Origin of the sequence: Synechococcus sp. EJ6-Ellesmere, from assembly GCF_024345875.1 — a bacterium.
GTDB classification, from domain to species: Bacteria; Cyanobacteriota; Cyanobacteriia; order PCC-6307; family Cyanobiaceae; genus Regnicoccus_A; species Regnicoccus_A antarcticus.
Genome location: NZ_JAGQBY010000074.1, coordinates 1 through 15,128, shown reverse-complemented (window position 1 = coordinate 15,128; position 15,128 = coordinate 1). Strand labels below are relative to the sequence as shown.

The 15,128-nt window shown below is 67.0% G+C and carries 9 protein-coding genes and 1 pseudogene; 3 read left to right on the top strand and 7 right to left on the bottom strand.

Translation table 11 applies throughout. The features are described 5' to 3' along the window. From KBY78_RS09485 to KBY78_RS09455, 7 genes and pseudogenes are all read right to left on the bottom strand, one after another. Positions 1–360, bottom strand: a pseudogene (locus tag KBY78_RS09485) (class II glutamine amidotransferase); the annotation flags it as partial. 76 nt (positions 361–436) lie between these two features. Continuing rightward, a complete protein-coding gene (gene purL, locus KBY78_RS09480) occupies positions 437–2,812 on the bottom strand; it encodes a phosphoribosylformylglycinamidine synthase subunit PurL (protein ID WP_255143383.1) in 2,376 nt (791 codons plus the stop codon). Between the two features lie 65 nt (positions 2,813–2,877). After that, positions 2,878–3,690 (bottom strand): hypothetical protein, encoded by an 813-nt coding sequence (locus tag KBY78_RS09475; RefSeq protein WP_006172722.1) that lies wholly within the window; start codon positions 3,688–3,690, stop codon positions 2,878–2,880. A 4-nt stretch (positions 3,691–3,694) separates the two neighbouring features. After that, positions 3,695–4,837: a DNA polymerase III subunit beta gene (dnaN, locus tag KBY78_RS09470; RefSeq protein WP_255143382.1), complete on the bottom strand. Its 1,143-nt coding sequence runs from the start codon at positions 4,835–4,837 to the stop codon at positions 3,695–3,697. Between the two features lie 468 nt (positions 4,838–5,305). Next, the gene (gene thrC / locus KBY78_RS09465; RefSeq protein WP_255143381.1) at positions 5,306–6,364 is read right to left on the bottom strand and encodes a threonine synthase; all 1,059 of its coding nucleotides are present in this window, start codon (positions 6,362–6,364) and stop codon (positions 5,306–5,308) included. Positions 6,365–6,481: 117 nt separating this feature from the next. Next, the gene (locus KBY78_RS09460; protein WP_006172719.1) at positions 6,482–7,141 is read right to left on the bottom strand and encodes an alpha/beta hydrolase; all 660 of its coding nucleotides are present in this window, start codon (positions 7,139–7,141) and stop codon (positions 6,482–6,484) included. A 27-nt stretch (positions 7,142–7,168) separates the two neighbouring features. Continuing rightward, positions 7,169–9,127 carry an AarF/ABC1/UbiB kinase family protein gene (locus KBY78_RS09455; protein WP_255143380.1) on the bottom strand — a complete coding sequence of 653 codons (1,959 nt, stop codon included), beginning with the start codon at positions 9,125–9,127 and terminating at the stop codon, positions 7,169–7,171. 76 nt (positions 9,128–9,203) lie between these two features. On the opposite strand from KBY78_RS09455, the gene KBY78_RS09450 reads away from it, so the two are divergent. The 3 genes from KBY78_RS09450 to KBY78_RS09440 all read left to right on the top strand — a co-directional run. Next, positions 9,204–10,817 carry a DNA repair protein RecN gene (locus KBY78_RS09450; protein WP_255143379.1) on the top strand — a complete coding sequence of 538 codons (1,614 nt, stop codon included), beginning with the start codon at positions 9,204–9,206 and terminating at the stop codon, positions 10,815–10,817. Positions 10,818–10,927: 110 nt separating this feature from the next. Then, positions 10,928–13,882: an excinuclease ABC subunit UvrA gene (uvrA, locus tag KBY78_RS09445; RefSeq protein ID WP_255143377.1), complete on the top strand. Its 2,955-nt coding sequence runs from the start codon at positions 10,928–10,930 to the stop codon at positions 13,880–13,882. A gap of 49 nt (positions 13,883–13,931) precedes the next feature. After that, a partial coding sequence (locus tag KBY78_RS09440; RefSeq protein WP_255143376.1) for an alpha/beta fold hydrolase occupies positions 13,932–15,128 on the top strand: 1,197 nt, incomplete at its 3' end.

Below are 15,128 nucleotides of genomic sequence, written 5' to 3'. Positions count from 1 at the left end.
CTGCACCGACTGGCGCAGATCCTCGACGTTGACGAGATTGCCGTTGTGGGCCAGCGCAAAGGGGCCGAGGCGGGTCATCAACACCACCGGCTGGGCGTTGCAGACCCGACTGCTGCCGGTGGTGGAATAGCGGTTGTGGCCCACGGCCAGATCACCGGGCATGCGCTCGAGCACGTCCTGATCAAAGACCTGGCTCACCAGGCCCATGTCCTTGTGCAGCCGCACCTTGTCGCCGTTGAACACAGCGATGCCGGCCGATTCCTGACCCCGGTGCTGCAGGGCGTAGAGGCCGAAGTAGGTGAGGTTGGCCACTTGCTGGCCAGGGGCGTACACGGCAAAGACCCCACAGGCCTCTTCCATCCGGTCGGGCCGTTCCGGCGTGGGGTGCGCGCTTGCCACAGGCCCGTTCACCTTTCTTTTACCTTTGCATTGTGCCTCAGCCGGTTGCGGCCAGCCGGCGCGGCAGAGCGTTCTCGTAGCTCGTGCGCAGCTCCTCCACCTCCAGGGCCAGCAGGACGGTGCCGTTCTGCTCGAAGCTCAGGGCTGTGCCGGCCTCACCCACCCGACCGATCGGCGTGGCCAGTGCTTGCGGCCCCACAGCCTGCTGCACCGCCAGCAGCTCCTGCCAGGCCTGCTCCTGAGCTGGTCTGAGCGACACCAGCACCCTGGCGCCCCCTTCGGCGAAGAGCAAGCGATCCAGACGGCCCGCATCGGCGGGAAGCTCCAGAGCGGCACCGAGGCCGGAGGCGATGCGGGCCTCGGCAGCCCCCACCGCCAGGCCCCCGTCGCTGAGATCGTGGGCGGAGGCCACCGGGCCCGCCGTGATCGCCTGACGCAGCAGGGATTGCACTGTCCGCTCGAGCTTCAGGTCGGTCAGCGGCGGCCGGCCCGTGGCCAGACCATGGACACTCTCCAGATAACTGGAGGCGGCCAGAGCCAGCCGCCCATCGACGTCGCTACCGGCCAGGGGCACCCCCAGCAGCCAGAGGTGATCGCCCGGAGCCTGCCAGCCCAGGCCGGTGACGTGATCGAGGTCGTGAACGAGTCCCACCATCCCCACCACGGGAGTGGGATGGATCGGCTGCAGGCTGCCATCGGGCCGCCTGGTTTCGTTGTAGAGGGAGACGTTGCCGCCGGTAACGGGAGTGTCGAGTGCCCGGCAGGCCTCCGACAGACCACGGCAGGCCATGGCCAGCTGCCAGTAGCCGGTGGGGGTCTCCGGGGAGGGGAAGTTGAGGTTGTCGGTGACCGCCAGGGGTTCAGCCCCGACGCAGCTGAGGTTGCGGGCAGCTTCGGCCACCGCCGCCGCCGCCCCCCGCTCTGGATCCAGGGCCACCCAGCGGTTGGGGCAGTCGACAGTGGCGGCCACGCCGCGGCTGGTGGCCTCCATGGCGCCCTCGCCCCGCTGGGGCCGCAGGCGCACCACGGCCGCATCGGCGCCACCGGGGGGCATCACCGTGTTGGCCTGCACCTGGTGGTCGTACTGGCGATAGACCCAGCGCTTGCTGGCAATGGTGGGGTCATCGAGCAGGCGCAGGAGCACGGCACCCCAACCCAGGGCCTGGCCCGCCAGTGGTCCGCCTGCCGGTGTGATGCCCTCAGCGGCGGCGGCGGGCAGGTCGGCCTCGCTCCAGCGCCAGTGCGCCTGGATGGCTGCCGGAGGTTCACTGATCAGCTCATGGCGGTTGATCGGGGTGTCATCGGCGAGGGCGCTGGCGGGCACCTCCGCCGCCACCAAGCCTCCCTGGAGCACCCGCACCACGTTGTCGGCCAGCACACGGCCGACAACGGCAGCCTGCAGACCCCAACGGCGGAAGCGGGCCATCAGGGCCTCCTCGCAACCCGGTTTGACCACGAACAGCATCCGCTCCTGCGACTCGCTGAGCAGGAACTCGTAGGCGCTCATGCCGCTCTCCCGGGCCGGCACCCGGTCGAGATCGAGCTCGATGCCCAGCCCCCCCTTGGCGGCCATCTCCGAGCAGCTGCAGGTGAGGCCCGCAGCTCCCATGTCCTGAGCCGCGAGCACATCACCACTCTGGAACGCCTCAAGGCAGGCCTCAATCAGCCCCTTCTCCAGGAAGGGGTCGCCCACCTGCACCGCCGGGCGGTCATCGAGGGATGCCGCACTCAGCTCGGCCGAGGCAAAGCTGGCGCCGCCCATGCCGTCGCGGCCGGTGGTGCTGCCCACGTACACCACCGGATTGCCCACCCCCACAGCCCCGGAGCAGACGATCTCCTCGGTTTCCATCAGCCCCAGGGCCATGGCGTTGACCAGGGGGTTGCCGGAATAACTGGGGTCGAAAGCCACCTCACCGCCCACGGTGGGCACCCCCACACAGTTGCCGTAGTGGGCGATGCCGGCCACCACGCCCTCCATCAGGCCCACGTTGCGCTCGTCTTCCAGGGGACCAAAGCGCAGGGCGTTGAGCAGGGCGATCGGCCGGGCACCCATCGTGAAGATGTCGCGCAGGATGCCTCCCACTCCGGTGGCCGCCCCCTGGAAGGGCTCCACGGCGGAGGGATGGTTGTGGCTTTCGATCTTGAAGGCGAGCCTCTGGCCCTCGCCCAGGTCCACCACGCCGGCATTCTCGCCGGGGCCCACCAGGATGCGAGGGCCGGTGGTGGGGAAGCCCTGCAGCAGTGGCCTGGAGTTGCGGTAGCAGCAATGCTCCGACCACATCACCCCGAACATGCCCAGCTCGGCGCGGTTGGGGTCACGACCGAGCCGGCGGCGGATCTCCTCGTAATCGGCCTGGCTGAGGCCCTCCTGGCGCAGGGCCTCGGCGACCGGGAAGGAGGGTGTGGCAACCACAGCAGGGACTCATCAGGGCTCCAGTGTGGCCGAGCCCGTGGCCCCGGCCCGCCGCCTGGGTGGGTTCAGATCCAGGGATCGTCCGGCTCGAGCGGATCGGCCTCGTGGGGCTGTGGCCGGTTTCGCGCTGCCCGGCGCCGTGGCTGGGCCGAAACCTCCCTTACGGGCTCCCCCCAGGCCTCCGGGTCATCCCAGTCTTCCTGCTCGTCGAGCCGGTTGAGGGGGGGATCCTCCAGGCGGGCTTCGGGGTCGAGGGGATCAGGCTCCTGCCAGGGCGGCTCCTCCAGCCAGCCCTCCAGCCGCTCCTCAAAGCGCCCGCCCACCTCCTCGAACTGCTCCCGCCAACGGCGGGAGCGCCGCAGAAATTCCTGACGCACACTGGCGCGGGCCAGGGGGAGATCATCGAGGCCCTGTAGCGCGGTCATCACCTGCCCGGGCTGCTGATCGACGATGCGCTCGGGTGAGAGCAGCCAACGGCTGCTGCCGGGCAGACGCGGATCGCTGCGGGCCACCAGGTAGTCGAGGATGCGGCCGCTGCGCAACTCCACGTTGGCGTCGGCAATCACACCCAGCAGTTGGTTGTCGCTCCCGAGCAGGGCTGCTTCGAAGAGGGTGGGCAAGCGCTCCAGGGTGGCGGGGTCGGTGTCTGCGGGATCCCCTTGCACCAGAGCTTCCTGGTCGGTGAGCCCGCGCAGCTGATTGAGCCTCCACACCAGCCGGCGGGCTCCGAAGGCCGAAGGCCTGCTCACCCAGCCCAGCAGGCGGTGCACAGGCGGGTGCATCCAGCCCTGCAGACCAGCGCCATGGTCAATGCCCTGGTTGCAGCGCACCCGGCGCCGCAGCAGGTCGCTGAGCAGCAGTTGCTCGGGGAGGGTCACGGCCTCAGCTGCGGATCTGAACGGGCATCACCAGGTAAGTGAAGGTGGGATCCTGCGCGGAGGTCAGCACCGCAGGGGTGGTGGGTGCGTTGCAGCGCAACTCCACCCGCTCGGGGGTCATCGCCTTGAGTCCATCGAGCATGTAGCGGACGTTGAAGGCGATCTCGATCGGATCACCACTGATCACCGCCGGCAGATCTTCGGAACCACTGCCCACGTCCTGGGCATCGGCGCTGATGTGCAGCTGTCCGCTAGCGGGATCACTGCTGAGCTTGACGACGTTGTTGTGCTGGTCCGCCAGCACCGCCACCCGCTCGAGGGCCTGCACGAAGCCACGGCGATCGAGTTCCAGGGTTCGGCTGAAGCGATCGGGGATCAGCTGCCGGTAATTGGGGTAGGTGCGATCAAGGCTGCGGCTGGTGAGCACCTGGTCGGCCCAGAGAAACACCACCTGCCCGCGGTCGCAGTACAGGCTCACCGGGTCGTCACTGCTGCAGGCGGAGAGCAGCCGCTCCAGTTCCCGCAGGGAACGGGCCGGAACCGTGACCGCGAAGGGCTCACTGCCGTCCTCGGCGCCGGAGAAGGCCTTTTCGAGGCGGAGCACCGAGAGGCGGTGCCCGTCGGTGGCGGCGCACTCCAGATCCTGATCGGCCAGGCCGAGGTGGACGCCGGTGAGCAACTGCTTGGCCTCATCGCCACTGCTGGCAAACAAGGTGGCCCGCAGCCCCTTCACCAGGGCGTCCGGTTGCAGGCGAAGGGGAGTTCCGGTCTGAACGAGGGGCAGATCGGGAAAGTCTTCCGCGGAGAGTCCGCGCATCTGGTAGCTGCCGGAGCGGCTTGTGAGCTCCACCTGCTCCTGGCCTTCCTCACAGCTCAGGCTGATCGGGCTGTCACTGGAGAGCCGCGCCACGATCTCACCGAAGAGGCGCGAAGGCAGGGTGATCGTGCCGCTGCTCTCCACGGACGCGGGCAGGCTGGTCTGGATGCCAAGGCTGAGATCGAAGCCGGTGAGGCTGAGCCGGCCGGTGCCGGCATCGGCGGTGAGCAGCACGTTGGCCAGCACTGGGTGAGTGGGGCGTGAAGCCACGGCACGACTGACCAGCTGAAGGCTGGCGCTCAGTTCCGCCTGAGAGCAGACCAGCTTCATCGCGACATGACTCCAGAGAGGACAAGCCCGCCAAGGGCCCCACCACGCTTCCACACCACTGAGCCAAGCGCAACGAGCACAAGCCTGCTCGATCCGCTTTCCCCCTGCCTATTCCCCAATCCTGTTACTGGTTTTTGATTGATCAAGAAGAAAATAAATCCAATCCGTAGTCGTAGGGGCTGGGGAAAGAGCGGAAAACTTCTACAGCCCAGTTCCGATCTTGATTTTTTTGAATCTGAACTGAGGAATGCCTGGCGGAATGATGACTGAAATCAAGGTTTTCCACTCTTTCCCGGATCTGGGGAAAACGTGAGCAACTCAGGGGTGCTCTATTTGCCCTTGTTCTCCCCGTGCTGGGGCTGTTTTTCCCGTGGACGCTTTGCGCACTGACACCCCAGCGAAAAGCCCCACACCGGAGGTTCCGGCATGGGGCTCACTGGGTTGTTGGGTCCAGCTTGTCTGTCGGGCTTAGAAGCCCATCACCTTGGCCACCACATCCACCTCAGGGACCAGGCCGGCATGGAAGGCCCCATCGCAGTTGTCGATGGCGGTGTTGGGATCCTTCAGACCGTTGCCTGTGAGCACGCAGACCACCGTGGCGCCGGCGGGCACCTGCTCGGCCTGCTGCAGCAGCCCCGCCACAGAGGCGGCGCTGGCCGGTTCGCAGAACACACCTTCCTCCCGGCCGAGCAACTGATAGGCCTCGAGAATGTCCTGGTCGGTGACGGCGTGGAAGCTGCCGCCGCTCTGCTCACGCACGGCGAGCGCCTTCTCGCGGTTGGCGGGATTGCCGATGCGGATCGCCGTGGCAATCGTGTCGGGTTGCTCCACGGTGTGACCCAGCACCAGAGGCGCCGAGCCACTGGCCTGGAAGCCCATCATCCGGGGAAGACGCCGGCTGTGGCCCGCCTGTCGGTACTCCTGAAAGCCCATCCAGTAGGCACTGATGTTGCCGGCGTTGCCCATGGGGATGCAGAGCCAGTCGGGGGCGTCACCGAGGGCATCCACCACCTCGAAGGCGGCGGTCTTCTGCCCCTGCAGCCGATAGGGGTTGAGCGAATTCACCAACGTGACCGGATAGGTGTCAGCCACCTCTCGCACGATGGCCAGGGCACGATCGAAGTTCCCCTTCACCGCCAGCACCTCAGCGCCATACACGAGGGCCTGGGCGAGCTTGCCCTGGGCCACGTAGCCGTCGGGGATCAGCACGAAGGCGCGCATGCCACCGCGGCGGGCATAGGCGGCGGCTGCCGCACTGGTGTTGCCGGTGCTGGCGCAGATCACGGCCTCGGCGCCGGCTTCCCGCGCCTTGCTCACCGCCATCGTCATCCCCCGGTCCTTGAAGCTGCCGGTGGGGTTGAGGCCGTCGTATTTGAGAAACACCTTGATGCCCCGGCCCAGCCGTGACGCCACGGCCGGCGCTGGGATGAGGGGAGTCGCGCCTTCCCGCAGGGTGATCACTGGCGTGGCCTCACTCACCGGCAACCAGCGCCGGTAGGCCTCGATCAGCCCCGGCCAGTCCTGCATCGTTGGCTGCTGGCCCAGTCGCCGAAGAGCTGAAAGCAGGGGCACGTCGGCAGGCGGTCAGGCTGAGATGAATCTACGCGCCGAGTCCCCAGCAGCCCCGGAACCATGCCCTGGGTCTCAGGGGGCCGTCGACGGTGGTGCCGCTGTGGACGACTCTGGCTTCGCTTCCATCATCGAGCCGCTCTTGGGCTGATCGCCGCTGCCGGGTTTCGCGGCTCCATCGCCGCGCAGCCCGTCAAGGGGGGATTCAGAGAAGAAGCGCACAAGATCGGAAATCGAGCTTGCTTTGCTGATCACCCCCAGCAGGGCCGGAATGTTCACTGCCAGCTCCTGGGCCGGGTAGGCCTGGAGGAACCCGGTGGCGCTGAGGTTGCCGTTGCCGTTGGCCAGGCCCGTGATCAGGGCGCCACGGATGGCCTGGACCCCCTTCTGGGGCGCCCTCAGGGGAGAGAAGATTCCCGCCAGCCGCTGCAGCAGCGCTTCGCCGATCCGCGTGGAGAGCAGCCGGCTGGTGAGCACCAGGGGCAGGGAGAGTTGTTGATTCAGCATCTTGGCCACCGAGGCCGGATCCTGCCTTCCGAAGCGCAGCACATCCCCCAGCAGCCCACGGGCTTCACCCGTCTGGGCCAGGTGCTCCAAGTCGGCTACCGGAATCGAACGCCGGAAGGCTCCACTCACGAACACCACCTGTTCGGCGGCCTGCACCTGCAGCCCTGGCGTTGCTGCACTCAGCGAAAGCCCCAGCAGGACGGCCAGGATTTTGGGCGGACGATTCAATAGCCGAAACCTTGTGGTCGGAAAATCCTAAGAGCTGCCGGTGGCGCTGAGAACAGCGCTCTGGCTCAGTTCGGGAGCCACCAGGACGTCGCGCAGAAGTCGCACCACGCTGCGCTCCGCCAGACCCTGGGCCAGCTGAACGCCCATGCGGCGCAGGTCGGGTTCTCCCAGCAGCCGGGGCAGCCGCAGCAGCAGCAACTGGGGCTCGAAGCCGGGCAGCTGACGCAGGATCGTCAGCAGTTGCTGCACCGGCTCGAGGCTGAGCAGGGCCTCCTCCCCGCTCTCGAGCCGGGGGCTGCGCAGTCCGGGCGGTTGCAGCCGGCGAGGCAGGCGGCTGCCCAGCCGGCGGAAGGCCTGCCAGCTGATCGCATCCACCCTGTCCACCAGGGCATCCACCAGCTGCTGGCGCAGCAGGCCGCCCTTGGGGGAGAAGAGAAAGTCGAGCACCTGATCGAGCAATCCCTCCAGATCCAGCTGGTCCTGAAGGGAGGCACTGCTGATCAGGTTCTCCAGCCGCTGCCAGCGGAATTCTTCGCCATCGAAGAGCATCTCGCGCAGGCTGCTGCGCAGGGCCGGATCAGGGTCCTCCATCAGCCGTCGGGCGAAGTAGGGGTAGGCGGCGCCGAGGATCTTGAAGTCGGGGTCCACGCTCAGCGCGATGCCCTCCAGTGTCACCAGGGAGCGGATGATCAGGGCGTAGTAGGGCGGCACCTGGAACGGAAACCTGTACATCACCCCGGAGAGATCGTCGGTGACGGCCTTGAAGTCCATGCGGCTGACACCCATCTCCAGGGCCTGGCCGAAGACACTCTCGAAGGCCGGCACGATCGGTTCGAGATTCACTTCCTCTCCGAGGAATCCCAGGTTGACGAAATCACGCGAGAGGGAGGTGAAATTTCGGTTGACCAGATGCACCACGGCCTGAATCAGACCCGTTCTCGACTCGCGGCTCACCTCGCTCATCATGCCGAAGTCGAGATAGGCCAGCCGGCCATCGGGCAAAGCCAGCAGGTTTCCGGGGTGGGGATCCGCATGAAAAAACCCATGCTCGAGCAATTGCTGCAGGCTGCAGTTCACCCCTGTCTGCACCATGTCGTCGGGGTTGATGCCCAGGGCGCGCACCGCTTCCAGGTTGGTGAGCTTCACCCCCTCGATCCACTCCATCGTGAGGACCCGGCGGCTGGTGACTTCGCGGTAGATGCGCGGAACGGCGATGCGGGGATTGTGCTGATGCAGGCGTGCGAAATGTTCGGCGTTGCTGGCTTCGTTGAGATAGTCCATCTCTTCGAAGACCCGTTTGCCGAGCTCATCGATCAGGGCCACCAGGTCGCTGCGGATCAGGCGCACGTTCTGGTTCAGCCAGGCGGCGATCTGGCGCACGATGTAGAGATCGAGCGTGATCTGCTCGCGCAGCCCTGGACGCTGCACCTTCACTGCCACGGCTTCGCCGCTGAGCAGTACCCCCCGGTGCACCTGGCCCAGGGAGGCTGCTGAAATCGGCTCCCGGTCGAGTTGCCGGAACAGGCTGTTCACCGGTGCGCCGAGGTCTTCCTCGATGCAGGCCATCGCCAGGGAGCTCTCGAAGCCAGGCAGCTGATCCTGCAGCTGGGCCAGTTCCTCCAGCAGCACCGGCGGGATGATGTCTGGCCGGGTGGAGAGGGCCTGGCCGGCTTTGATGAAGGCTGGCCCAAGGGCCGCCAGAAGTTCGGCGCACTCCCGTGCCCGCGCCCGCGCCCGATCCTCGTTGCTGAGCGTCCCGAGAAATTTGTCAAAGCCCACGCCGATCAGGAACAGGCTGATGGGCACGATGGTTTGCCAAAGACGCCGCAGCAAGCGCTGGGGGTGGCCGGAGTAAATCCGCGAAATGGTCTGCGGGTCGTAACTCAGCAGACCGGCGGCTTCGATGAAGTCGCTGAGTTCCTCGGCGTTGCTGGTTTGTTCGGCGATCGTGTCCCCGGTGATCGTGGCCTGATCCGAGCGGACCATCAGGGAGGAGTTCGACTGTTTCTCTTCTAAACGAAAGCGACCGCCGCTACGGTCGGGGCAATCACCGGAGGCCGGCGTGCTCACGGGTCTGCGTCTGGAGAACATCGCCCTGATCGATGCTCTGGATCTCAGTTTCAGGCCAGGGTTCACCGTTCTCACCGGGGAGACCGGCGCGGGCAAATCTCTTCTCCTCGATGCCCTCGATGCCCTGCTCGGCGGTGCCCAGGGGGGTGAGGGCCTGCGGCTGCTGCGCCCGGGCTGTAAGCGGGCGCGCATCGAAGCCGGTTTCTCCTTTTCGGAGCCGGTGCGGGCCTGGCTGATCGAGCAGGAACTCGAACCGGAGGACTGCGATCTGATCATCAGCCGGGAGTGGCGCCAGCAGGAGGACCGCATCAGCAGCCGCTGCCGCATCAATGGGGTGATCGTCAACCGCGCCCAGCTGCTGGAGCTGCGCCCCCTGCTGCTGGAGCTCACCGTTCAGGGGCAGACCCAGCAGCTGGCGCGTCCTGGCCAGCAGCGGCGCTGGCTGGATCGCTTCGGTGGGGAGCCGATCGCCGAGTCCCTGCTGGCGGCCCGCTCGGCCGTGCGGGCCTGGAAAGCGGCGGCGGCGGCCCTGGACACAGCCAGGGCCGATCAGCAGCGCCGGCAGCTCGACCGGCAACGGCGTCTGCAGCTGCTGGAGGATCTGGAGGCGGCTCAGCTCGACGACCCCCATGAGCGCCAGCGCCTGCAGGGGGAGCAGGACCGGCTGGCCCACGCCGTCCGCTTGCAGGAGGGGGTGACGACGGTGAGCGGACGGCTGGTGGAGGGTCTGGAGGGCGCCCCGTCGGTGCTCGATCATCTCGCCGCCATCGAGCAGGAGCTGCAGCATCTGCAGGGGTTCGATGGGGGCCTGCAGCCCTGGCTGGAGTGCTGCGCCGGGGCGGCCCAGCTGCTGCAGGAGCTGGCCTCTGGCCTGGATCGTTATGGCGCAGGCCTGGAGAGCGATCCTGAAACCCTTTCGGGACTGCAGGAGCGGATGGCCCAGCTCAAGGCCCTGGAGCGGCGCCACGGCCAGGAGCTGGGGGCCCTGATCGCCCTGCGCGACGACCTCCGACGCCAATTTGATGCCACCGGGGTCGAGGCCTCGCTACGTCAACTGGAGCAGCAGGAAGAGAGCAGCCGCCACCGGTGCGAGCAGGCCTGCGCACAGCTCAGCGAGCGGCGCCGTGTCGCCGCCACGGCCCTGGAGCGGCAATTGATGGACACCCTGCGGCCCCTGGGTCTGGCTCAGGTGCGCTTCGGGGTCTCGATCGAGCCTTCCCCCGAGGTGGCCAGCGGCGGGGAGATGAGCAGCTTCCTGCTGTCCCTGAAAACCTGTCTGGCGGCGACGGATCCCCAGGTCACCCTCCTGTTTGATGAAATCGACAGCGGCGTCAGCTGCCGGGTCAGCGGGGCCATCGCCGCCCTGCTTCGCCGCCTCGCTGAGCAGCGTCAGGTGTTCTGCGTCACTCACCAGCCTCTGGTGGCCGCCATGGCCCAGCACCACTTCCGCGTAAGCAAGCAGGTGGAGGCTGGCTGCACCCGCACAGGGGTGACGGCCCTGCAAGACAGCAGCGAGAGAGAGCGGGAACTGGCCGAACTCGCCGGAGGCGATTCCGGTGAAACCCGCAGCTATGTGGCCAGCCTGCTGCAGCAGGGGGCCTCCTGAGCCGCAGGAGCAGCCCGTAGACTCCAGGCTGTCAGGGTTGCTGAATGCCCCGCGCCAGATCCGTCTCCGGATCCAAGAGCTCCGCCACGAATGGAGGCGGCCCCAAGGCCATGTCCGAGCTGGCCGCCTCCCCTGGGCTTGATCCCAGCACCATGCTTAGTGGCGGCAGCCTCGAGGATGTGATCCGGGTGCGTGGCGCACGCCAGCACAACCTGCGCAACGTCGATCTCACCCTGCCGCGCAACCGGCTGGTGGTGTTCACCGGGGTGAGCGGCAGCGGCAAGAGCTCCCTGGCCTTCGACACGATCTTCGCCGAGGGTCAGCGCCGCTACGTGGAGAGCCTCTCCGCCTATGCGCGCCAGTTTCTTGGCCAGGTGGATAAGCCTGATGTGGATGCGATCGAGGGGCTCTCCCCGGCGATCTCGATCGACCAGAAATCCACCAGCCACAACCCCCGCTCCACCGTCGGCACCGTCACTGAGATCCAGGACTACCTGAGGCTCCTGTTCGGCCGTGCCGGTGAGCCCCACTGCCCCCAGTGCAACCGCTCGATCCGGCCCGAGAGCATCGACGAGATGGTCGATCGGATCGCCACCCTGCCGGAGGGCACCCGCTACCAGTTGCTGGCGCCGGTGGTGCGGGGCAAGAAGGGCACCCACACCAAGCTGCTCTCCGGTCTGGTGGCCGAGGGCTTTGCCCGGGTTCGCATCAATGGTGAGGTGAGAGAGCTCTCCGACAACATCGAACTCGACAAGAACCACGCCCACAACATCGAAGTGGTGGTAGACCGGCTGGTGGCCCGCGAGGGCATCACCGAGCGGCTCACCGATTCCCTGCGAACCTGCCTCAAGCGGGGCGATGGCCTGGCCCTGGTGGAGGTGGTGCCCAAGACCGGCGAGGAGCTGCCTGAGGGCGTTGAGCGGGAACGGCTCTACTCCGAGAATTTCGCCTGTCCCGTGCACGGGGCCGTGATGGAGGAGCTCTCGCCCCGGCTGTTCTCCTTCAACAGCCCCTATGGCGCCTGCGCCGACTGCCACGGCATCGGCCATCTGCGCCGGTTCACCCTGGAGCGGGTGGTGCCCGATCCTTCCTTGCCGGTCTACGCGGCGATCGCTCCCTGGAGTGACAAGGACAACAGCTATTACTTCTCCCTGCTTTACAGCGTGGGTGAGGCCTTCGGCTTCGAGATCAAGACCCCCTGGAACCAGCTCAGCGATGAGCAGCGCCAGGTGGTGCTCCATGGCAGCGAGGAGCCGATCGCCATCCAGGCCGACAGCCGCTACCGCAAGAGCCAGGTGTACCAGCGACCGTTCGAGGGGATCCTGCCGATCCTGGAGCGCCAGTTGCGTGACGCCAGCGGCGAGTCGGTGCGTCAGAAGCTGGAGCAGTACCTGGAGATGGTGCCCTGCGGCACCTGCCATGGGCTGCGTCTGAGGCCCGAGGCCCTGGCGGTGCGGGTGGGGCCCTACGCCATCCATGAACTCACCGCCGTGAGCGTGGCTGAAACCCTCGAGCGGATTGAGGCCTTGATGGGGGTGGCCCAGGGTGCCAAGCCCCTGCTCACCCCGCGTCAGATCCAGATCGGTGACCTGGTGCTGCGGGAGATCCGCATGCGCCTCAAGTTCCTGCTGGATGTGGGCCTTGATTACCTCAGCCTCGATCGGCCGGCCATGACCCTCTCCGGTGGAGAGGCCCAGCGCATCCGCCTGGCCACCCAGATCGGGGCGGGTCTCACCGGGGTGCTCTACGTGCTCGATGAGCCCAGCATCGGCCTGCACCAGCGCGACAACGATCGGCTGCTCAACACCCTCTTCAAGCTGAGGGATCTTGATAACACCCTGATCGTGGTGGAGCACGACGAGGACACGATCAGGGCTGCGGATCATCTCGTCGACATCGGACCCGGTGCTGGCGTGCACGGCGGGCACATAGTGGCGGAGGGGTCCCTCCAGAACCTGCTCGAGGCCGAGGAGTCGCTCACCGGCGCCTACCTCAGTGGCCGCCGCTCCATCCCCACCCCGGCTGAGCGGCGTTCGGCTGGCAGCCGCAAGCTCACCCTGGTCAACTGCCGCCGCAACAACCTCCAGGGTCTCGATGTCGACATCCCCCTCGGCCGGCTCGTGGCCGTCACCGGGGTGAGCGGCAGCGGCAAGAGCACCCTGATCAATGAGCTGTTGCATCCGGCTCTCGAGCACAAGCTCGGCCTGCGGGTTCCCTTCCCCTCCGGTCTTGACGAGCTGCGCGGCATCCAGTCGGTCGACAAGGTGATCGTGATCGACCAGAGCCCGATCGGCCGTACCCCCCGCTCCAACCCGGCCACCTACACCGGCGCCTTTGATCCGATCCGCCAGGTGTTCGCCGCCACCGTGGAGGCCAAGGCCCGCGGCTATCAGGTGGGTCAGTTCAGCTTCAACGTGAAGGGAGGCCGGTGCGAGGCCTGCAGCGGTCAGGGAGTGAATGTGATCGAGATGAACTTCCTCCCTGATGTCTATGTGCAGTGCGACGTCTGCAAGGGAGCTCGCTACAACCGCGAAACCCTGCAGGTGGCCTACAAGGGCTTCACCATCGCCGATGTCCTGCAGATGACGGTGGAGCAGGCTGCAGACGTCTTCAGCGCCATCCCCCAGGCTGCAGATCGTCTGCGCACTCTGGTGGACGTGGGTCTGGGCTACATCAAGCTCGGGCAGCCAGCCCCCACCCTCTCCGGCGGTGAGGCCCAGCGCGTGAAGCTGGCCACCGAACTCTCCAAACGCGCCACCGGCAAGACCCTCTATCTGATCGATGAACCCACCACGGGCCTGAGCTTCTACGACGTGCACAAGCTCATGGACGTGATGCAGCGCCTGGTGGACAAGGGCAATTCGATCGTGGTGATCGAGCACAACCTCGATGTGATCCGCTGTGCCGACTGGCTGATCGACCTGGGACCGGAAGGGGGCAACAAGGGGGGTGAAATCGTGGTGGCCGGCACTCCGGAGCAGGTGGCGGAGCACCTCACCAGTCACACGGGCCGGTATCTCAAGCAGGTGCTCGCCCAGCATCCACCTCTGGCCATCGTGTCCTGACGGACCGGAGCACACACAGGCGCTGAGGAGAGATCATGGAGATCCTCGGGTGCCACACTTGCGCGCGCTTCGTTCCGCTCCGGCTGCTCCTCTGCTGCTCACCTTCGCCGGGCTGTTGATCTCGGTGCCGTTCCTGCAGACTCCTGCCAGGGCACTGGAGCAGGTGGAGCTGCGCTTGCCGTTGCTTGAGACAAGCTTCAGCGTCAAGCTGGAGGAGCTCAGCCATCCCGATCGGCTGCTCGCCGGCAGCAGTGATCTGGCTGAACTGGACCAGGCCACCAACGGGCTCATCGGTCGCAAGCTTGTGGGCCTGTTCAATGCCCCGCTGCCGCTGCAGGTGCCGGCGGTGGTGAACGAAGCCGAAGGGTCGCCCATGCTCAACCAGGCGCTGCTCCTGGTCTCCGCTCTGGGGGGCATCGACGGTCTGCCTGCCCACCTCGAGGGAAAAGATCTCTCCAGGGTGCTGGACAAGGCGGCGGCCCAGGGCCCTCTGACCATGCTGAGCGTGATGAAGGCCCTCCCGGGCACCACCGCCTCGGTGGACCTGAGCCGGGCCCTGTTCGTGGTCCGGCGGCTGGCCAGTCAGCAGCAACCAGCCGATCGACTGATGGCCGGGCGAACTCCGGCGAGTGTTGATCCGGCCCTCAGCCAGCCCGGACCTCTCACGGTGGAACGGAAGCTGATCACCCTGCCGGCCCCCCACCGGCCCAAGCCGCTGCAGGTGGTGCAGATCAGCCCCACCAAAGGGGCGAGCGGCCGACTGGTGGTGATCTCCCATGGACTCTGGGACGCACCGGAGAGCTTCGAGGGCTGGGCCAGCCATCTGGCCAGCCACGGCTACACGGTGCTGTTGCCCTACCACCCGGGCAGTGATCAGGGTCAGCAGCAGGCCATGCTCTCCGGCAAGGTCCCTCCCCCGGGGGCGGATGAGCTGCGTCTGCGGCCCCTGGATGTCTCGGCCGTGATCGATGGGGCCGCCGCGGGCCTTGCCGGCTTGCCCACGACGTTGAACACCAAGTTCGTGGCCGTGCTCGGTCAGTCGTGGGGGGCCACTACCGTGCTGCAGCTGGCGGGAGCCAGGCCCAGCGACAGCCAGCTCCAGACTCGCTGCGACGAGGTGCTGGACCCGGAGCGCAACCTCAGCTGGGTGCTGCAGTGCAGCTTCCTCGGTACCGCTGATCAGGCGGCCCTGGCCGATCCCCGCGTCAAGGAGGGTGTGTCGGTGAGTTCGCCGGTGTCGCTGCTG

What these genes read in the sequence shown, in the direction of transcription:
- dnaN (WP_255143382.1), bottom strand. Translation starts at nt 4,837, where the DNA reads ATGAAGCTGGTCTGCTCTCAGGCGGAACTGAGCGCCAGCCTTCAGCTG.
- thrC (WP_255143381.1), bottom strand. Translation starts at nt 6,364, where the DNA reads ATGCAGGACTGGCCGGGGCTGATCGAGGCCTACCGGCGCTGGTTGCCG.
- KBY78_RS09455 (WP_255143380.1), bottom strand. Translation starts at nt 9,127, where the DNA reads ATGGTCCGCTCGGATCAGGCCACGATCACCGGGGACACGATCGCCGAA.
- uvrA (WP_255143377.1), top strand. Translation starts at nt 10,928, where the DNA reads ATGTCCGAGCTGGCCGCCTCCCCTGGGCTTGATCCCAGCACCATGCTT.